The sequence below is a fragment of the Wenzhouxiangella indolica genome (assembly GCF_042310355.1).
In the GTDB taxonomy this organism is placed as follows: domain Bacteria; phylum Pseudomonadota; class Gammaproteobacteria; order Xanthomonadales; family Wenzhouxiangellaceae; genus Wenzhouxiangella.
The window spans coordinates 161,784-179,713 of record NZ_JBHJMR010000001.1 but is presented as its reverse complement, the minus strand read 5'-3'; the positions used below and the strand labels follow the sequence as shown (position 1 = coordinate 179,713).

Annotated in this window: 18 protein-coding genes; 6 read left to right on the top strand and 12 right to left on the bottom strand. The window is 67.4% G+C overall.

All coding sequences use genetic code 11. The features are described from left to right. Positions 1 to 12 precede the first annotated feature (12 nt). A complete protein-coding gene (gene rpoE / locus ACDC67_RS00855) occupies positions 13 to 594 on the bottom strand; it encodes an RNA polymerase sigma factor RpoE (protein ID WP_376689945.1) in 582 nt (193 codons plus the stop codon). A 193-nt stretch (positions 595 to 787) separates the two neighbouring features. On the opposite strand from rpoE, the gene amaB reads away from it, so the two are divergent. The 4 genes from amaB (at position 788) to ACDC67_RS00835 (ending at position 5,282) form a co-directional block, all read left to right on the top strand. Continuing rightward, complete coding sequence (amaB, locus tag ACDC67_RS00850; protein ID WP_376689944.1) at positions 788 to 2,317, top strand: L-piperidine-6-carboxylate dehydrogenase; 1,530 nt, start codon at positions 788 to 790, stop codon at positions 2,315 to 2,317. Between the two features lie 290 nt (positions 2,318 to 2,607). Then, positions 2,608 to 3,642, top strand: a complete 1,035-nt coding sequence (locus ACDC67_RS00845; RefSeq protein WP_376689943.1) for a quinone-dependent dihydroorotate dehydrogenase — start codon at positions 2,608 to 2,610, stop codon at positions 3,640 to 3,642. Further along, positions 3,620 to 4,651: a UDP-N-acetylmuramate dehydrogenase gene (gene murB, locus ACDC67_RS00840; RefSeq protein WP_376689942.1), complete on the top strand. Its 1,032-nt coding sequence runs from the start codon at positions 3,620 to 3,622 to the stop codon at positions 4,649 to 4,651. Before ACDC67_RS00845 ends, murB begins: the two co-directional genes overlap by 23 nt. 79 nt (positions 4,652 to 4,730) lie before the next feature. Further along, the gene (locus ACDC67_RS00835; protein ID WP_376689941.1) at positions 4,731 to 5,282 is read left to right on the top strand and encodes a hypothetical protein; all 552 of its coding nucleotides are present in this window, start codon (positions 4,731 to 4,733) and stop codon (positions 5,280 to 5,282) included. Here the strand turns inward: ACDC67_RS00835 and ACDC67_RS00830 are convergent. The 4 genes from ACDC67_RS00830 to ACDC67_RS00815 all read right to left on the bottom strand — a co-directional run bounded on the left by ACDC67_RS00830 (position 5,268) and on the right by ACDC67_RS00815 (position 10,424). After that, a complete protein-coding gene (locus ACDC67_RS00830) occupies positions 5,268 to 6,083 on the bottom strand; it encodes a DUF4824 family protein (protein ID WP_376689940.1) in 816 nt (271 codons plus the stop codon). The two genes, ACDC67_RS00835 and ACDC67_RS00830, sit on opposite strands and share 15 nt — an antisense overlap. Next, on the bottom strand, positions 6,080 to 7,174 hold the full coding sequence (locus ACDC67_RS00825; protein WP_376689939.1) for a DUF2157 domain-containing protein: 1,095 nt from the start codon (positions 7,172 to 7,174) through the stop codon (positions 6,080 to 6,082). The genes ACDC67_RS00830 and ACDC67_RS00825 overlap by 4 nt, the downstream gene beginning before the upstream one ends. A gap of 130 nt (positions 7,175 to 7,304) precedes the next feature. Then, entirely contained in the window at positions 7,305 to 8,162 is an 858-nt protein-coding gene (rpoH, locus tag ACDC67_RS00820; protein WP_376689938.1) for an RNA polymerase sigma factor RpoH, read from the bottom strand. 174 nt (positions 8,163 to 8,336) lie between these two features. Next, a complete protein-coding gene (locus ACDC67_RS00815) occupies positions 8,337 to 10,424 on the bottom strand; it encodes a prolyl oligopeptidase family serine peptidase (protein ID WP_376689937.1) in 2,088 nt (695 codons plus the stop codon). A gap of 136 nt (positions 10,425 to 10,560) precedes the next feature. On the opposite strand from ACDC67_RS00815, the gene ACDC67_RS00810 reads away from it, so the two are divergent. Together ACDC67_RS00810 and ACDC67_RS00805 are read left to right on the top strand one after the other, a co-directional pair. Beyond that, a complete protein-coding gene (locus tag ACDC67_RS00810) occupies positions 10,561 to 12,423 on the top strand; it encodes a penicillin-binding protein activator (protein WP_376689936.1) in 1,863 nt (620 codons plus the stop codon). Then, positions 12,401 to 12,775: a YraN family protein gene (locus tag ACDC67_RS00805; RefSeq protein WP_376689935.1), complete on the top strand. Its 375-nt coding sequence runs from the start codon at positions 12,401 to 12,403 to the stop codon at positions 12,773 to 12,775. The genes ACDC67_RS00810 and ACDC67_RS00805 overlap by 23 nt, the downstream gene beginning before the upstream one ends. A gap of 10 nt (positions 12,776 to 12,785) precedes the next feature. On the opposite strand, the gene ACDC67_RS00800 is transcribed toward ACDC67_RS00805, so the two are convergent. The 7 genes from ACDC67_RS00800 to ribD are packed head-to-tail and all read right to left on the bottom strand — an operon-like array spanning position 12,786 to position 17,922. Next, the gene (locus tag ACDC67_RS00800; RefSeq protein WP_376689934.1) at positions 12,786 to 13,277 is read right to left on the bottom strand and encodes a phosphatidylglycerophosphatase A family protein; all 492 of its coding nucleotides are present in this window, start codon (positions 13,275 to 13,277) and stop codon (positions 12,786 to 12,788) included. Continuing rightward, positions 13,270 to 14,208, bottom strand: coding sequence for a thiamine-phosphate kinase (gene thiL / locus ACDC67_RS00795; RefSeq protein WP_376689933.1), 939 nt, complete (start codon positions 14,206 to 14,208; stop codon positions 13,270 to 13,272). The genes ACDC67_RS00800 and thiL overlap by 8 nt, the downstream gene beginning before the upstream one ends. Then, positions 14,201 to 14,662 carry a transcription antitermination factor NusB gene (nusB, locus tag ACDC67_RS00790; protein WP_376689932.1) on the bottom strand — a complete coding sequence of 154 codons (462 nt, stop codon included), beginning with the start codon at positions 14,660 to 14,662 and terminating at the stop codon, positions 14,201 to 14,203. Before nusB ends, thiL begins: the two co-directional genes overlap by 8 nt. Beyond that, positions 14,659 to 15,120 (bottom strand): 6,7-dimethyl-8-ribityllumazine synthase, encoded by a 462-nt coding sequence (gene ribH / locus ACDC67_RS00785; RefSeq protein ID WP_376689931.1) that lies wholly within the window; start codon positions 15,118 to 15,120, stop codon positions 14,659 to 14,661. Before ribH ends, nusB begins: the two co-directional genes overlap by 4 nt. 6 nt (positions 15,121 to 15,126) lie before the next feature. Beyond that, a complete protein-coding gene (ribB, locus tag ACDC67_RS00780) occupies positions 15,127 to 16,242 on the bottom strand; it encodes a 3,4-dihydroxy-2-butanone-4-phosphate synthase (protein WP_376689930.1) in 1,116 nt (371 codons plus the stop codon). Beyond that, positions 16,239 to 16,835 carry a riboflavin synthase gene (locus ACDC67_RS00775; RefSeq protein WP_376689929.1) on the bottom strand — a complete coding sequence of 199 codons (597 nt, stop codon included), beginning with the start codon at positions 16,833 to 16,835 and terminating at the stop codon, positions 16,239 to 16,241. Before ACDC67_RS00775 ends, ribB begins: the two co-directional genes overlap by 4 nt. 10 nt (positions 16,836 to 16,845) lie before the next feature. Continuing rightward, positions 16,846 to 17,922, bottom strand: coding sequence for a bifunctional diaminohydroxyphosphoribosylaminopyrimidine deaminase/5-amino-6-(5-phosphoribosylamino)uracil reductase RibD (ribD, locus tag ACDC67_RS00770; RefSeq protein ID WP_376689928.1), 1,077 nt, complete (start codon positions 17,920 to 17,922; stop codon positions 16,846 to 16,848). Positions 17,923 to 17,930 lie beyond the last annotated feature (8 nt).

Sequence of the window (17,930 nt, the reverse complement as noted above, 5' to 3'; positions counted from 1 at the left end):
TATCCACACTTCCTATTGGTTGTCCAACAACGGCCGCAACCGCGCATCGATGGCCTCGCGGGCCCTGAAGATTCTCGACCGGACGGTGCCGATTGGGCAGTCCATCGTCCGGGCGATATCCTCGTAACTCATGCCGTCGAGTTCGCGCAGGGTGATCGCCACCCTGAGATCCTCCGGCAGATCGGCGATTGCCGAGTGGATCGTCTGCTCGATTTCGCCCCTGAGCGCATCGTGCTCGGGCGAGTCCTGTTCCTTCAGACGCGAATCGACCTGGTATTGTTCCGCATCCTGGGCATCGACGTCGGATTGGGGCGGGCGACGACTCTGCGCCACGAGGTGATTCTTGGCCGTGTTGATCGCGATGCGATACAGCCAGGTGTAGAAAGCGCTGTCGCCGCGAAAGCGACCGATGGCGCGATAGGCCTTGATGAATGCTTCCTGGGACACGTCCATGGCTTCAGCATGGTCGGAGACATAGCGGGAAATCAGGCTGATGATCTTGTGCTGGTACTTGCCCACCAGCAAATCGAATGCCGATTTGTCACCGCTCTGAACTCGCTCTACCAGTTCTTGATCGACTTCCCGTTCGCCCATCGGGGCAATTCCTGTCCTTGCATAGGCGACCGGGCTCACGCTGGAACTAGACCATGCCCCGGCCGGATAGTTTCATCTGATTCGTAGGGATATCCCGCTGCACGAGAATATCACGCCGGGACTCTGACCCGTCCGCCGCAGGATGCGATAATACCCGGTTTGGCACAAGTACAAACTCCAGGAGACAGCGGTCATGAGCAATCACAAGCAACTTCTCGAACGTCTGGGACTGCAGGCAATCAACCCCGGCGCCTGTTTCGGCCCCGGCCAGTACGCGCCGGTGCGTGAAGACGGCCTGGTCGAGTCGATCAACCCGACCGACGGCTCGGTCATCGCCCGCGTCAGCGGCGCGAGCGAAGCCGACTACGAGAAAGTCATCGAGACCGCGCGTGAAGCCGCCGAAGCCTGGCGCATGGTGCCGGCGCCCGAGCGCGGCAACGCCGTGCGCCTGGTCAACGACGCCCTGCGCGACTACAAGGATGCGCTGGGTTCGCTGGTGTCGCTGGAGATGGGCAAGATCAAGCCCGAGGGCGACGGCGAAGTCCAGGAGATGATCGACATCGGCGATTTCGCGCTCGGCCAGTCGCGCATGCTCTACGGCAAGACCACCCATTCCGAGCGTCCGGGCCACCGCCTGTACGAACAGTGGCACCCGCTCGGCGTGGTCGGCGTGGTCACGGCTTTCAATTTCCCCGTCGCCGTCTACGCCTGGAACGCCTTCATCTCCGCGATCTGTGGCAACGCCACGGTATGGAAGCCTAGCCCGAAGGGCGTGCTGTGCTGCAGCGCCGTGCAGAACATCATCAACGAGGCGCTGGCCGAAACCGACTATCCGCCGGTGTTCACCTCCTTCATGGAAGCGGGCAACGAGCTGGCCGGCCGCTTTATCGACGACGAGCGCGTCAACCTGCTGTCGTTCACCGGCTCCAGCCAGGTCGGCCGCATGGTCGGCGAGCGCGTCGCCAAGCGCATGGGCAAGAGCCTGCTGGAACTGGGCGGCAACAACGCCATCATTCTCGACGAGACGGCCGACCTCGACCTGGCCGTGCCGGCGATCGTCTTCGGCGCCGTCGGCACCGCCGGCCAGCGCTGCACGTCGACCCGCCGCCTGATCGTGCACGAGTCGATCGAGGAAAAGGTCACCGAGGCCGTGGTCAAGGCCTACAAGCAGGTGCGCATCGGCAACCCGCTCGACGGCGACACCCTGATGGGCCCGCTGACCGACGAGAAGGCGGTCGAGCGCTTCGAACAGGCGGTCGAGCGGGCGAAGTCCGCCGGCGGTGAAGTGCTGGCCGGCGGCAAGCGCATCGAGCGCGAGGGCTTCTTCGTCGAGCCGACCATCATCAAGGCCGAAAACGACTGGAACATCGTGCAGGAAGAGACTTTCGCGCCGATCCTCTACATCATGTCCTACAAGACCCTGGAAGAAGCCATGGCCATGCACAACAACGTGCGCCAGGGCCTGTCTTCGTCGATCTTCACCACCGACATCCGCAACGCCGAGTTCTTCCTCTCGCACAAGGGCTCGGACACCGGCATCGCCAACGTCAACGTCGGCACCTCTGGTGCGGAAATCGGCGGCGCCTTCGGCGGCGAGAAGGAGACCGGCGGCGGCCGCGAATCGGGCTCGGATTCCTGGAAGGCCTACATGCGTCGGCAGACCAACACCATCAACTGGTCGCGCGAAATGCCGCTGGCCCAGGGCATCAAGTTCGACCTGTGACGGGTGTCGGGACTCGGGACTCGGGGCTCGGGATTGTTGTGAGCGGGACTCGGGACTCGGGACTCGGGACTCGCTACTGCGGGCGGCGGGATTGGATTCTCTTGCCAGAGACTTCGATCGAAGTTGGCATCTTCAAGCCCGCAAACCTTGCTCGAAGCGAGATTCAGGCCTGCATCAGAGCCCGAACCACCGAAGCGGCCACGCCAACATCAATAGCGAGTCCCGAGTCCCGGGTCCCGAGTCCCGACCCTTTACCGAGTCCCGAGTCCCGAGTCCCGAGTCCCGAATAGATGTACCAGTGGCTCCGCAACGGCCTGTTCCTCCTCCCGCCCGAGACGGCGCATGAGGTGGCGCTGGGCGCGCTGTCGGCCGGCAGGCTCATCGGCCTGCCGCGGCTGATGGGCAGCCGGGTGGTGTCGAAGCCCGTCAAACTGATGGGCCTGACCTTTCCCAACCCGGTCGGCCTGGCCGCCGGGCTGGACAAGAACGGCGACCACATCGACGCGCTCGGCCAGCTCGGTTTCGGCTTCATCGAAGTCGGCACGGTCACCCCGAAGCCGCAGCCGGGCAACCCCAGGCCGCGCATGTTTCGCCTGGCCGAGCACCAGGCCCTGATCAACCGCCTGGGCTTCAACAACAAGGGCGTCGATCACCTCGTCGAGCGCCTTGGCCAACGGCGCTTCACGGGTATCGTCGGGGCCAACATCGGCAAGCAGAAGGAAACCCCGGTCGAACAGGCGGCCGCGGACTACCGCCACTGCCTCGAGAAGGTGTTTCCCGTCTGTGATTACGTGACGGTCAACATCTCCTCGCCCAACACTGCGAACCTGCGCCAGCTCCAGGACACCGGCCATCTCACGGAGCTGCTCGAGGAGCTGACCTCCGCGCGCGACGAGCTGGCGCGGCAGCACGGCCGACAGCGTCCGGTCCTGATCAAGATCGCGCCGGACTGGGACGAGCAGGCCCTGTCGGCTTCCCTTCGGGTCATCGGGGAATCGGGCATCGACGGACTGATCGCCACCAACACGACGCTCGAGCGTGCGCCGGTCAACGGTCACGAGCACGCCAACGAGGTGGGCGGCCTGAGCGGCGCCCCGCTCAGGCAGCAGGCCGACCGGGTTCTCCGCCACGCCCGCTGCGTACTCGGCCCGGACTTTCCGATCATCGGCCTGGGCGGCGTCATCTGCGGTGACGATGCGCGCGAGAAGCGACGCATCGGGGCCGACCTGGTGCAGGTCTATACCGGATTCATCTACCGCGGCCCCGCCCTGATCGGCGAGTGCGTACGTGCGTGGAGTGACGATGCCGCCACATCACGCGCCTGAGATCCATCGCAACGCCGATCTGACGGCCCTGAGCACATTCGGCCTGCCGGCGCGCGCCGCCGAACTGGTCTGCATCCGCTCTCCCGAGCAGCTCGCCGAGCTGCCGCCGCCACCCGGGCCCGAGATCGTGCTCGGCGGCGGCTCCAACACCCTCTTCCTGGGCGACTATCCCGGCCGTGTCATCGTCAACCGCATGCGCGGCACCCGCATCCGGGCTCGCGGCGAGGACGTACTGGTCACCGCGGCCGCCGGCGAGAACTGGCACGACCTGGTGCTTCAATGCCTGGACGAGGGGCTGCACGGAATCGAGAACCTGGTCATGATCCCCGGCAGCGTCGGCGCGGCGCCGATGCAGAACATCGGCGCCTACGGCGTGGAACTGCGCGACGTTTTCGAATCGCTCGAGGCGCTCGACCGGCAAACCGGGCGCGTCGTCACGCTGGGGCGGGAAGACTGCCGGTTTGCCTATCGCGACAGCCGGTTCAAGTCGGTCGATCGCGACCGGTTCCTGATCGCCGCGGTCACGCTGAGACTGTCGCGCAGATTCGAGCCGAACACGACCTATGCCAGCCTGGCGGCCGAACTCGATCGATGCGGCGTCGACCGACCGACCCCGCGCCAGCTGGCCGCCGCGGTCATGCGCCTGCGCCGGCACCGCCTGCCCGCACCGTCACGGCTGGCCAATGCCGGCAGCTTCTTCAAGAACCCGGTGGTGAGCACCGATGCCGCCACCGCACTGCTGGCCGAACACCCGGACCTGCCGCACTGGTCGATGCCCGACGGTCGCTGCAAGCTGGCCGCCGCCTGGATGATCGAGCAGCTGGGCTGGAAGGGGCGCTCGCTGGGCCGGGTCGGCGTGTACCGCAACCACGCCCTGGTGCTGGTCAACCACGGCGGTGCCAGCCCGTCGGAACTGGCTCGGCTCGTGGACGCCATTACCGCTTCGGTCAGGCGGTCGTTCGGCCTGACGCTCGAGCCGGAACCCCGCCTGGTGGGCTCGTCAGTGTGAAGCCCGGTCGCAACCCGCCCGGCCTTGGGGTAGCATGACGCGCTGTCGTTCCAACCCAACAAGTGGATTCATCATGTCGATGTTCAAATCTTTCCTTGTCCCGGCCGGCGCCCTCGGCCTGATACTGATCACCGCCTCGGCGCATGCTGGCGTTGACGCCACCGGATGCGACGACCTCGGGGGCATCGCCGAGACCCCCATGGTCGATTTCGAGTCCCAGATTCAGCCGATCCTCAACAACTGCACCGGCTGCCACGGCGACAACGGCCTGGCCGGCATGGACCTTCGCCCCGGCGAGTCCTTCGACAACCTGGTCGATGTCACCAGCACCACCAACCCGGCGCGACTCCGCGTGGAGCCGTTCGAACCCGAAAGCAGCGCGCTGCTGCTGGCGACCAACTGTGACGCGCCCGGTGGACCCGGTTTCCAGATGGGCAATGTCTCGCTGGAGGAACGGGCCCTGATCCGCGACTGGATCGCCCAGGGCGCGCTGCCCGAACCGGCCGGCGGCCCCGAGCCCATCGGCGTACCGATCGGCGGTCCGGGGGCGGCGGGCGCCCTGATCCTGCTCATGTTCCTGCTTGCGGGCGCCTGGTTGCGCCGGAATGGCGCAGCGTCAGGAACCGCCTGAGGAGGCAGCAGCTTCGCCCATCGGCTCGATGCCGGTGACCCAGGGTGCCCCGCTTCGACCGAACGCCAGTCGGACGCGAAAGCGCGGTGGCGCGTCATGCGGGGCCCGGTGCTCCTGCGTCGCTTGCTGTAGCGGCGCTTGAAACCGCCGCGGCACGTGCACGCGCCGCGGCAAAAGCGACTCGATCCTGCCCCGCACTTCGGCCTGCTCGCCACCCGGCCTGCTGACCGTGTACATGCGCAGGCGAGCGGGCATCACGGCATAGCGATCGCGGTCGGGATAGCGCTCGCGCAGGGCCTCGGCATCGCGCGCGGCGTCGATCGCCACCAGGCGCGACTCGACCCGTTCCAGCCGTTCGAGCGACGCCCGGGCGCGCTCGACCTGCCGACGGTTCGCCTCGTCGCTGTCGAGGCCGACACGCAGGGTTTCGAGTTCATCCTGCTGCGCGGCCACCAGGGCGTCGAAGGCGGGACCATCGAACTCCAGCGCCACGAAGGCCCGCCGAGCCAGGGGGCGACGGCGGTCAGCCGCGCGCGCTTCGCGGCCGTCAACGTCGAATCCGAGCGCCGCCAGCTTGTCGCGATCGAGCCAGTCCGCATCGCGCCCGACCCGTCGAATGGACAGCGCCACACCCGAGTTTTCCCGCCGGGCCCAGCGGCCGGAAGGCAAAGCCAGCTCGCGCTCGGTCAGCGCCAGAACCGCTTCGGGTTCACCGCTGCGATTCCAGGCAACCCCCGCCAGCAACCAGGCGTTGACCAGCGCGACCAGCACGATCGCGAAAACGGACAGGCGAATTCTCACGCCCCTGCTCCCGCGGCGCCGGCACGCCGGACCCTTCCGAGCAGAAAAAGAAACGCGACGGCGATCGATCCGACCAGCAGGAAGAACAGCCATTTCGGCAGCCACGCCCACCACCAGTCGAAGATCTTGGTGTACAGGAAGAGCATGAAGAAGGTCGCACCCAGGTTGAACAGCTTGCCGTCGTCACGGCGAATGCCGGCGGCGATCACCGCCGCGCTGCCGATAAAGCCCAGCAGCTGGTAGGCGGCCTCGGCGGTCGCGGGTGCGAGCGGCAGGACGCTCGCGCGCCCCCAGTGCGACAGGATCAGCACGGCGATGAGGGCGACCAGCAGGCCGAATACGCGGTAGACGGCGGCGAACTCGGGTCTCGGCAGGCGCGCGATCCATCCCGGCAGCGTGATCGCGAGCCCGGCAACCAGGACGGTTTCGGGGCGCTCACCGAACGACAGCCAATAGACCCCGCCCCAGGCCCCCACCGTTGCGGACAGAAAAGCGATCAGGCTGACGAGCCCGGCCGTCAGCACCAGTTTCAGCCCCCAGGAATAGGCCAGGATCAGCGCGAACATCCCCCAGGCGAGGAAGGCATTGCGGCTGGGTTCCAGGTTGAAGATCTGACCCATCACGCTCAGGTTCAGGACGAAACAGGCCACGGCGACCAGCGCCACCAGCGAGGTCAAGTAGCCCGTGCGTTCTCGCCGGTAGACAAACCCGGCCAGCCAGGTGGCGGCAACCGGGGCCGCGATCAGCAGTACCACCTGAACCGGCGTCCCCAGGTATCCCCAGACCCGGTGGAAGAAAAAGAAAACCGCTGCAGACAGCGCCACGGCGCCGATCAGCGAGGCGATCCGCATGCCCAGCGAAAGCCGCTTCTGGGCGCCGTCGAGATCGACATCGAAATCGCGACGCAGCTGCGCCAGCGCTCGCTCGTGATGGGCCTCGATTCGCTCGTGCGTAGCCGAATCCAGCTCGACGCCCTCGCCTTCCAGCGCGTCGAGTTCCGCGCGGAAAGCCCGGATGCGGTCGATTCGCGCCTGGGCCGCGGCGCGGTCGGTGATGCGGTCGCAAGCGTCAGGGGTCGGGGCGGAAGTCACCGGGGCATCTTAGACAGCTCGGTGCCGCTCGGCAAGCTCGTCCGAGGCCCCGGAATGGCGCCCCTGCACGAAAAAAGGGAGCGTCTGGGCTCCCTCTTTTCGTCGTCAGCTTGAGGCTCCGTGCGCGGCTTCAGGCCTCGAACCGCGCCTTGAGCTTTTTCAGCGCCGCCGCCTCGAGCTGGCGGATGCGCTCGGCCGAAACGTCGTACTTGTCGGCCAGCGTCTGCAGCGTGGTCTTGGGATCCATCAGCCAGCGACTCTGAATGATGTCGCGCGAGCGATCATCCAGGTTCTCGATCCCGTCGAACAGCAGATCGTGATGGTGCTGTTCCCAATCCGCAGCCTCGGCCGCCTTGTCCGGCGAAGCCGTCAGGCCTTGCAGGTAGGCGGCAGGCGCCATGTAGGTCGACTCGTCATCGTCGTTGGACATGTCGAAACCGACGTCCTGGCCCGACAGACGGGATTCCATCTCCATCACGACCTCGGGCTTGACACCCAGATCGTCGGCCACTGCGTTGACTTCGGCCTGGTTGAGCCAGCCCAGGCGCTTCTTCTGCTTGCGCAGGTTGAAGAACAGCTTGCGCTGCGCCTTGGTGGTGGCGACCTTGACGATGCGCCAGTTACGCAGGATGAACTCGTGGATCTCGGCGCGAATCCAGTGCACGGCAAACGACACCAGGCGTACGCCCTGGTCGGGATCGAAGCGTTTGACCGCCTTCATCAATCCGATATTGCCTTCCTGGATCAAGTCGGCGATCTGGAGGCCGTAGCCGGAATAGCCGCGCGCGACGTGCACGACGAAGCGCAAGTGCGACATGACCATCTGCCGGGCAGCATCGAGGTCTTCCTCGTCGCGGTAACGACGGGCGAGACTTTGCTCCTGTTCAAGCGTCAGTACCGGAATGCGGTTGACCTCCTGGATATAGGCATCCAGCGAACCGGTGCCGGCCGGCGCGAGCAGATGACTGGGTACAAGCTCTTTGCCCATTTCTTCCTCCTTCAATTCAATGCAAATTGTACCAAATCGGCCGTGATCTCTCGAATCAGGATCAATCTGGTACTTTTTGCCACTCGCACACTTTGACGGCGCTCGGTCCCCGAAGTTCCAGACCTTGGGGCGGCCGGTTTTAGTTGCAAGTTGTCAATCGCAAGTTGCAAGCACCTAATCAGCGCCCGCCCCGAGGCGGTCATGCAGGTAGGCGTAGATCAGGCCCGACAGAAAGGCGCGCTGCTCGAGATTGGCCGCGCCGCCGTGTCCGCCCTCGATGTTCTCGTAGTAGAGCACGTCGTGGCCCTGGTCGAGCATTCTCGCCACCATCTTGCGCGCATGCCCCGGGTGAACGCGGTCGTCGCGGGTGGAGGTGGTGAAGAAGGCCCTGGGGTACTCGGCCTCGGCCGAAACGTTCTGGTAGGGCGAGTACTCGCTGATGTAGGCCCATTGCTCAGGGTCGTCCGGGTTGCCGTACTCGCCCATCCAGCTGGCGCCGGAGAGCAGCTTGTGGAAGCGCTGCATGTCGAGCAGGGGCACCTGGCAGACGACGGCATTGTACAGATCGGGGCGCTGCACCATCACCGCGCCGACGAGCAGGCCGCCGTTGGAGCCGCCCTGGATACCCAGGTGCTCGGATGAGGTGATGTTGCGCTCGATCAGATCCTCGGAGACCGCAATCAGGTCGTCGAAGGCGCGCTGGCGGTTTTCCTTGAGCGCGGCCTGGTGCCACTTCGGGCCGAATTCGCCACCACCACGAATATTGGCCAGCACATACACGCCGCCGCGCTCGAGCCAGGCCGAGCCCGTCACGCCCGAATAGAAGGGCGTGCGCGAAACCTCGAAGCCGCCGTAGGCCGAAAGCAGGGTCGGATTGGCGCCGTCGGCCTCGTATCCGCGCGGCATCACGACGAAATACGGAATCTTCGTGCCGTCGGCCGACTCGGCCTCGTACTGCGCCACCTCCATGCCTTCGGCGTCGAACCAGGCCGGCTCGGAACGCACCTTGCGACGGCTGTCCGCCACGGCATCCGCCTCGAACAGGGTCGACGGCGTCAGGAAGCCGGTGTAGTCAAAGAAGAAGCGGTCGGAATCGTCGTCGGTGGTGACCACCGAGATCGTGCCCATCTGCGGCACATCGAGTTCGTTCTGTTGCCAGCGACCGTCCTGCCGGGTAAAGCTCAAGAGCTTGCCGTTGACGTTGTCGAGCAGATTGACCAGCACCGCGGATCGGGTCGTGGCCACGCCGTTGATCGACTGGCGCTCACCCGGCTGGAGCAGGACTTCCACGCTCGGCGAATCCTCGAGGAAGCTTTCGACCGAGCCGGCGACCAGGGCGCCCTGCCGGAGGGTCGTCCCGTCCAGTGCCCAGTCGGACTTGAGATCGATCAACAGCTGACCGTCGATCACGCCCGTCAGCTCGGCGTCCTCGGGCACCTGCAATCGCCTCGTTTCGCCGTCTTCGTACAGATAGTACTCGCGCGTGAAAAAGGTCGGCGCGCGGGTGATCACGTCGTAGTGATCGTCGCCGTCGTGGATCCGCGCGGGAAAGACGCCGACATCGCCGCGCTCGCCCTCGAACACGGTCTCGGCCTCGGACAGGTCGGTGCCGCGCCGCCATATGCGCACGCTGCGCGGGTAGCCCGAGTCGGTGACCTCCTCGTCGGTGTAGGCCGGGCCGACGAAGACGCTGTCGCGATCGCGCCAGCCGATGACGCTCTTGGATTCGTCCAGCCGGAATCCGTCTTCGACGAATTCGCGCGTTTCCAGGTCGAATTCGCGCCGTACGGCAGCATCGGCCCCGCCCACGGACAGGCCGACGATGCAGCGATCGTAGGCCGGATAACGGCACTGGGAACCGGCCCAGACCCAGTTCCGTTCCTCGCGTTCGGCCAGCGCATCGATGTCCAGGATCACCTCCCAGTCGGGCGACTCGCCGCGGAAACTCTCGAGTGAGGTCCGGCGCCAGATGCCGCGCACGTGCTCATCGTCGCGCCAGAAATTGTAGACCTCGCCGCCCATCAGCGAGGGATAGGCGATGCGGTCGTCGGAGGTGAGGATCTCGAGCGCGCGCTCGTGAATCGGATCGAACAGTCGGTGCGACTGCAGATGGTCGAGCGAGCGTTCGTTCTGGCCTCGCGCCCAGGCCAGGGCGTTCTCTCCCTCGACCTGTTCGAGCCAGAGCCAGGGGTCATCAGCATCCACGGCGGCTACCGGCAAGGTCAGCGACGCCATCACGACTGCAGCGAAGAATTGCTTCATGTTTCATGTCCAGGGTTGGGTTCAAACCAACGGCATGATGCCAGATCGCTCGTCAATCCGCCCGTGCCGTTGGTCACGCACCCCGTCCGCCGCCGAAGACCCGGCGTGGTTTATCATTCGCTGCATGAAGAAAATCGTGTTAATCCTGGCCGCCGTCGCCGTTCTTGCCGCCTGCGCACCCACCGGACCCGGCGTTAGAGGCGACGGCGCCGACGGCGCGGACATCACCCGTATCGAACGCATGCTCGCCGCCGGCGAATACGAGCAAGCCGCACTGGCGTTCGAGCAGCAAGCACTGACCCGCCCGCTCGACGGCGACCCCCTGCTGATTCGGGCCGCCGAGGCCTGGCTGCAGGCCGGGCGGCTCGACCAGGCCGAGCTGGCGCTGGGGCGCATCGATACCGCTGCCCTGGTGGATGACCAGCTCGTACGGCTGGATCTCGCCCAGGCGGAACTGACCATGCGCCGGGGCGACCTGGCCAATGCCGGCTGGCTGCTGGCGAGCACGGCCGACCGGCTGCCCCAGTCGCTCGAGGCGCGACACGCCGAGCTCGAAGCCCTCTTGCGGGAGCTCGAGTCGCGCCCGGTCCGCGACGCCCTCGCCGCCTTGCAGGATGCCGTGGCCGAAACCGATTTCAGCGGCGAAACCGCGCTGGCCCTGATGCTGGAGTTCCCGGTGACCGAACTCGAGCGCGTGCTCTACCAGGTCGCCGACCAGCCACGACTCCTGCCCTGGCTCGACCTGGTCATCAGCGCGCGCGAGCACCTGCTCGACGACGCGGCCCTCGACGAGGCACTCACCGACTGGCAGCAGCGCTGGCCCGAGCTCGACTATGACGCCGAGCAGGCCGGCCGCTGGATCCGGGCCTGGCGCCAGACCCGGCCCATGCCCGAGCACATCACCGTGCTGCTGCCGGCTGCCGATACGGCCCTGCATCGACCGGGCGAGGCCTTGCGCGAGGGTCTGGTTGCCGGCTGGCTGCGCCTGCCGCCGGGCCAACGCCCGCGCCTGGCCTTTCGCTACGTCGGCCCCGAACCCGAAGACATCGTGGCGGCCTGGTTCGACGCTCGGGAAAGCGGGACGGATTTCCTGATCGGACCGCTGGATCGTGGCCAGGCCCGGGCGCTGGCCGAACTGCCGGACGCCGGTCTGATCCCGACCCTGTTGCTCAACCTGCCGGAAAACGCCGAACGCCTGGCCGAAGCCGGTGGGGAAATCACCGCCCTGGCCCTGCCGCCGGAGACCGAGGCCGAGCTGGCCGCGATTCACGCCCTCGCCATGGGCCACCGCCGCGCCCTGGTTCTGTCGCAGTACTCCGACTGGGGCGAGCGCGTGGCCGAAGCGTTCGCCGACACATTCACGCTCGGCGGCGGCCGGGTGCTGACGGATCGAATCTACGACCCCCAGCTGCCCGATCACTCGACGCTCCTGCGCGAAATACTCGAGGTCGACCGCTCCGAGGCTCGCATCGACCGACTCGCGGGCATCCTCGGCGAGGACATGGAATCCGTGGCCCAGCGTCGCAGCGACGTCGACGTGATCTTCCTCGGCGCGCGCGCCAGCGATGCGCGCCTGCTGCGGCCCCAGCTGGCGTTCTTCGACGCTGGCGACCTGACCATCATGGCCACTTCCCATGTCGTCGACGGCGCGCCCCAGCCACAACGCGACCGCGACCTCGACGGCATCAGCGCACCGATGCCGCCCTGGTTCCTCGACTACACCACAGCGGGCGCCCTGCGCGAGCGTGCCCGCTCGCTCTATGCCGGCCTCGACAATTCGACCCTGTCGCGGCTGCATGCCCTGGGGCGCGACGCGATCGCGCTGGTGCCCTGGCTGTCGATGATGCGCGCCGACCCGACGCTGTCCATGCCCGGCATGATGGGTGAGCTGAGCCTGCCCGACGGCCATATCTTCCGCCGCGACCTGCCCGTGGTGCGCATCGAGGGCGGCGTGGCCAGCCCGGTGGAATTCGAGTATGGACCGTCGGCGCAGCGGTGAGCAGGGGGAGGAGCGGGCCGAACGCTGGCTCGCTGAGCGAGGCCTGAAGCTGGTCGAGCGCAACTACCAGTGCCGCGCCGGCGAGATCGACCTGGTCATGCTCGACCCCAACCCGAGCGACACCGAGGTGCTCGCGTTCGTCGAAGTGCGGCTGCGCGGACCCGGCGCGCGCGTTGACAGCATCGACAGCGTCGACGAACGCAAGCAGCGTCGCCTGATCAGCGCCGCACGTCACTTTCTGATGACGCGGCCCGAATGGGGCGAACACGCCTGCCGCTTCGACGTGGTCGGCATCGACGGCAAGGAGGGGCAATTGCGCTGGATTCCCGGCGCCTTCGAGCTTTCCGGCTGAAGCCGGCGTTCTACACGCCCGGCAGCAGCGCCTCGGCCAGCAACAGGCCCGCCAGGGCGAAGCCCGCGGCCAACAGATCATCGAGCATCACGCCGAAGCCGCCGTGAACGCGCCGATCGAACCAGCCGATCGGCCAGGGCTTGGCGGCGTCGAACACCCGAAACAGCGCGAAGCCCGCCAACCACCAGCCCCAGTGATAGGGGACCAGGACCAGGACCAGCCACAGCCCCACGAACTCGTCGAAGACGATGCCGCTGTGATCGTGCACGCCCAGGCGCTGCCCCACCCGTCCGCACAACCAGACGCCGAAAACGAAGGCCGCGGCGATCACGGCAATAGCCGCCGGAAGCGGCAGGTAGACCAGCGGCAGGGCCAGCGGAACGGCCGCCAGGCTGCCGGCCGTGCCGGGGGCGACGGGCGACAAGCCGCTGCCGAAACCGAAGGCCAGGAAGCCGTCGACCGAGCCCAGCGCCACCTGCCGTGTCGTGGCCCGGTCAGTCATCGCGAAAATGGTCCCAGCCGGCAGCGCCCTGGGCGGGCAGTTCGATTCCGGACGGACGCAGGATGATGCGTTCGCTGTCGGTGACCCGTCCGATCTCGGTCAGAGCGACACCGGCCGCCCGGGTCAGGGCGCCCAGGTCCGCCTCGGGCGCCAGAACCGCCAGCAGCTCGTAGTCGCTGCCGCCGCCGGCCTGCAGCCGCTGTCGCTCGACCGGATCGGGGACGGCCTCGGTCAGGGCCGCGGAAGCCGGTAGGGCGTCCAGATCGAGTTCGGCGCCCTGCCCCGCCCCGAGCATGTGCCCCAGGTCGGCCACGAGCCCGTCGGATAGATCGATCATGGCCCGCGCCCGGCCCCGTAGCGCTTCGCCGGCCTCGACCCGGGCCTGCGGGCGCCGCAGGCGCTCGAGCAGGCCGCTGCCGGCCGCCTCGCCCAGGCGAAGGGCCGCCGCGGCATCGCCCGGGGTTCCGGTGACCACGATGCGATCACCCGGGAACGCGCCGCGCCGGGTCACGGCCTCACCGGCCGGGACCTCACCGATCAGCTCGACGCCGATATTGAGGGGGCCGCGCGCCAGATTGCCGCCGACGAGCGCCACGGCATGCGCGCCCACCGCGTCGAGAAAACCGTCGAGAAAGCCGTCGAGCCACGTTTCGTCGGGCTCGGGAAGGGTCAGTGCCAGCAAGGCCCAGCGCGGTCGCGCGGCCATGGCGGCCAGGTCACTGAGGTTGGCCTGGGCGGCGAGATGGCCGATATCGGCCGCCGGCCACCCGGCCGTGAAGTGACGCTCGAGCACAAGCGAATCGGTGGTGACAACCAGCTCGTGCCCCGGCGTGGGCGAGAGGACGGCGGCATCATCGCCGATGCCCGTGACCACCCCGTTTCCGGGGCGTGCACGAGCGCGGATGCGGTCGATCAGTTCGAATTCACCCATCGCCGCCGGCGAGTTCACGCTCGGTCGCGCGGACATCCCTGGAGAGCCGGTCGAGAACGCCGTTGACGAAGGTATGCGCCTGCTCCGAGCCGAAACGGTGGGTCAACTCGACGGCCTCGTCGATGATCACCCGGTAGGGCGTTTCGGGATGGTGGACCAGCTCGCAGGCCCCGAGCCTGAGGACAACGCGCTCCATCTGGTCGAGGCTGGCATCGACCCGTCGCACGTGGGGCTCGAGCATTCGGTCGAGCGCTTCGCGGTTGGCCACGACCTCGCGCACCAGGGTTTCGAAGTAGGCTTCGTCGACGCCCTTGAAATTCTGTTCTTCGCGGAACTGTTCGATGATCGCCGCGGCCGAATCGTCGTTGATCTGCCACTGGTAGAGCGCCTGCAGGGCGCGACGGCGCGCGCGGCGGCGGGGTTCGAACGGGCTGACGGTCCGGCGTCGACTCATGAAGCAACCTCGCGCTTGAACGCGATCATGTCGAGCACGGCCAGGGCCGCTTCCCGGCCCTTGTTCTTGCGTTCGGGGTCGGCGCGCTCCATGGCCTGCTCGCCGTCTTCCGGGGTAAGCACCCCGAAACCCATCGGCAGGCCGGTCTCGAGCTGGGTCTGCTGCAGCCCCCGGGCGCACTCGGCGGAGATGAAGTCGAAATGCGCGGTTTCGCCCCGGACCACCGCACCGAGGGCGATCACCCCTTCGTAGCGCCCGGAATCGGCCAGCTCGCGCGCCGCCAGGGGCAGCTCCCAGGCGCCGGGGACGGGAAAGACGTCGATGCGCGTCTCGTCCACTCCGGCGTCGAGCAGGGCCTGGCGACAGCCGGCCAGCAGCAGGTTGGTCACGTCCGGATTGAAGCGGGCGACGGCAATGCCGATACGGCTGCCTTCGCTGGCGGGATGCTCATTGCTCATGTCTGCTCAGCCCTCTCCTTCGGGAACGACATAGTCGGTAATCTCGAGGCCGAAACCGTCGAGCGCATGCAGTCGCTTCGGCGCGCCGAAGACCTGCATGCGACGAATACCCAGCTCGGCGATGATCTGCGCGGCGATGCCGTAGCTGCGAAGCTCGTGGGCCGCCTGGCTGTGCGCGCCGCCGTCGGGGCCGGTGCCGCCGTCCTTCAGGCCGGCGAGGCGATCGGCGTCGTCTTCATCATAGCCCAGCACCAGGGCCAGGCCCTGGCCCCGGCGCGCGATATCGGCCATGGCCGCATCCAGGGGCATGCCGAAACCCGGTTCCGTGATGCCCATGACATCGCCGAGCAGCTCGGGCACGTGCACGCGCACCGGAAAAGGTTCGTCGGGCCGGATCTCTCCCCGGATCAGCGCCCAGTGCAGTCGCTGGGTGATGCGGTCGCGAAAGACCTTCAGCCGGAACGCGCCGTGCGCGGTGCCCACTTCCTGGCTGTGCACGCACTCGACATTCTGCTCGGTGCTCATGCGGTAGCGAATCAGGTCAGCGACCGTACCCATCTTGAGCTCGTGCTGCCTGGCGAAAGCCTCCAGCTCGGGTCGACGGGCCATGGTGCCGTCCTCGTTGAGGATTTCGACCAGAACCCCGGCCGGCTCCTGGCCGGCAAGCAGGGCCAGATCCATGCTCGCCTCGGTATGGCCGGCACGGGCCAGCACGCCGCCGGGCTGGGCCATGAGCGGGAACACGTGTCCCGGCTGGGTCAGGCTGTCGAGCCCGGCGTCGGGCGCGACGGCCGTTCGAATGGTGTGGGCACGATCGTAGGCTGAAATGCCGGTGGTCACGCCGGTCGCCGCCTCGATGGAGACCGTGAAGTTGGTCTGATGGTGACGGTCGGTATCGCGGACCATCAGCTGCAGGCCGAGCTGCCGGCAACGCTCGCGCGTGAGCGACAGGCAGATCAGTCCGCGGCCGTAGCGGGCCATGAAGTTGATGTCCTCGGGACGAACCAGGGGGGCGGCCATGACGAGGTCGCCCTCGTTCTCACGGTCCTCGTCGTCGAGCATCACGACCATGCGACCGGCGGCAATATCCTCAAGGATGGATTCGATCGAATCAAAACTCATTGTCGGGCTCCTGTCAGCCGTTCGAGATAGCGCGCCAGGAGGTCGACCTCCAGGTTCACGTGATGGCCGGGCTCGAGCCGGCCCAGTGTGGTCACGGCCAGGGTGTGGGGAATCAGGTTGACTTCGAACGCCCGCCCGTCGACGGCGTTGACGGTCAGGCTCACGCCGTCGAGCGTGACCGAACCCTTCTCGGCGATGAATCGCGCCAGGGCTTCGGGCACCCGAAACCGGAAGATGCGGCTTTCGCCGGCCGGCCGGATCGAGACCACCTCGGCCAGCCCGTCGACGTGACCGCTGACCAGGTGGCCGCCGAGACGATCACCGACGGCCAGGGCGGGTTCGAGGTTGACCGGAGCGCCGCTTTCCAGGCCGCCCAGGCTGGTGCGCTCGAGCGTTTCGGCCGAAAGGTCGGCGGAAAACCCCGCCTGATCGATGGCCAGGGCAGTCAGGCAGCAGCCGGCCACGGCCACGCTGTCGCCCTCCCGCCAGGCGCCCGGGGCAAGCTCGGCGCAGTCGATTCGCATGCGGCAACCCGCCTCGGCGGGCGTGATCCGGCTGACCGTTCCAACGGCCTGGACGATTCCGGTGAACATGGCTGAACTCTCAGGAGGTCCGACGGTAGAGAAATCGACGGTCCGGGCCGAGCCGGCGCTCGTCGATCAGGTCAAGGTGGAGGCGATCATCGAATTTTTCCATCCCCGGCAGTTCGAGCAGCGGCCGCCCGCGGCCGATCAGGCAGGACGCCTGGTAGATCAGGAGTTCATCGGCCAGCCCGGAGGCGACCAGGGCGCCGGAGAGAGTCGGCCCGGCCTCGACATGAACGGTATTGATATCACGCTCGGCCAGGCGCCCCATCAGCGCCGGCAGACTGACGCGACCCGACAGGTCCGGCGGCAGCTGCCACCAGGTCACGCCCTCGACCGCGCGCGGCTCGGCGCAGGTAGCAACGACCAGCGGACCGGGCAGGCTGGCCAGGCGCAGGCCGTCGGGCAGGCGCGCCCTCGAATCCACCACCAGGCGCAGCAGCGGGCGATCGAAACCGCTCAGGCGAACGTTCAACCGCGGGTCGTCGGCCAGGACGGTACCGATGCCGGTGAGAATGCACGAAGCCCGCGCCCGCCACTGCTGCACATCGGCCCGCGCCGACTCCCCGGTAATCCACTGCGAGCGACCGTCCGGGCCGGCAGTGAAGCCGTCCAGGCTGGTGGCCAGCTTGACGCGAACCCAGGGGCGGCCGCGTTGATGCCGGCTGACAAAGCCGCGATTGAGTTCGCTCGCAACCGACTCCATCAGCCCCGTGCGCACGATGACGCCGGCGCGGGCCAGCAGGTCGTGGCCGCTGCCGGCCACCCGCGGGTCGGGATCGGGCATGGCCGAAATCACGGCGGTCACGCCGGCCTCGACCAGGGCACGGGCACAGGGCGGCGTGCGGCCGTGATGACTGCAGGGCTCGAGCGTGATGTAGGCGGTGGCCCCGCGCGCACGCGCCCCGGCTTCCTGCAGGGCCAGGGTTTCGGCATGCGGCTCGCCGGCGACCCGATGCCAGCCGCGTCCAACGACCACGCCCTCGCTGACGATCACGCAGCCGACCGCCGGATTCGGATCGGCCGTCAACCGCCCCTTCTCGGCGAGACGGAGCGCTTCGGCCATGAATCCGTGATCGTCGGCGGTGAAAGACATTATCCAAT

Bases quoted from the DNA above. Each gene is read 5' to 3' on its own strand.
- rpoE (WP_376689945.1), bottom strand. From the start codon at position 594: ATGGGCGAACGGGAAGTCGATCAAGAACTGGTAGAGCGAGTTCAGAGC.
- amaB (WP_376689944.1), top strand. From the start codon at position 788: ATGAGCAATCACAAGCAACTTCTCGAACGTCTGGGACTGCAGGCAATC.
- ACDC67_RS00845 (WP_376689943.1), top strand. From the start codon at position 2,608: ATGTACCAGTGGCTCCGCAACGGCCTGTTCCTCCTCCCGCCCGAGACG.
- murB (WP_376689942.1), top strand. From the start codon at position 3,620: ATGCCGCCACATCACGCGCCTGAGATCCATCGCAACGCCGATCTGACG.
- ACDC67_RS00835 (WP_376689941.1), top strand. From the start codon at position 4,731: ATGTTCAAATCTTTCCTTGTCCCGGCCGGCGCCCTCGGCCTGATACTG.
- rpoH (WP_376689938.1), bottom strand. From the start codon at position 8,162: ATGGGCAAAGAGCTTGTACCCAGTCATCTGCTCGCGCCGGCCGGCACC.
- ACDC67_RS00815 (WP_376689937.1), bottom strand. From the start codon at position 10,424: ATGAAGCAATTCTTCGCTGCAGTCGTGATGGCGTCGCTGACCTTGCCG.
- ACDC67_RS00805 (WP_376689935.1), top strand. From the start codon at position 12,401: ATGGACCGTCGGCGCAGCGGTGAGCAGGGGGAGGAGCGGGCCGAACGC.
- ACDC67_RS00800 (WP_376689934.1), bottom strand. From the start codon at position 13,277: ATGACTGACCGGGCCACGACACGGCAGGTGGCGCTGGGCTCGGTCGAC.
- thiL (WP_376689933.1), bottom strand. From the start codon at position 14,208: ATGGGTGAATTCGAACTGATCGACCGCATCCGCGCTCGTGCACGCCCC.
- nusB (WP_376689932.1), bottom strand. From the start codon at position 14,662: ATGAGTCGACGCCGGACCGTCAGCCCGTTCGAACCCCGCCGCCGCGCG.
- ribH (WP_376689931.1), bottom strand. From the start codon at position 15,120: ATGAGCAATGAGCATCCCGCCAGCGAAGGCAGCCGTATCGGCATTGCC.
- ribB (WP_376689930.1), bottom strand. From the start codon at position 16,242: ATGAGTTTTGATTCGATCGAATCCATCCTTGAGGATATTGCCGCCGGT.
- ACDC67_RS00775 (WP_376689929.1), bottom strand. From the start codon at position 16,835: ATGTTCACCGGAATCGTCCAGGCCGTTGGAACGGTCAGCCGGATCACG.
- ribD (WP_376689928.1), bottom strand. From the start codon at position 17,922: ATGTCTTTCACCGCCGACGATCACGGATTCATGGCCGAAGCGCTCCGT.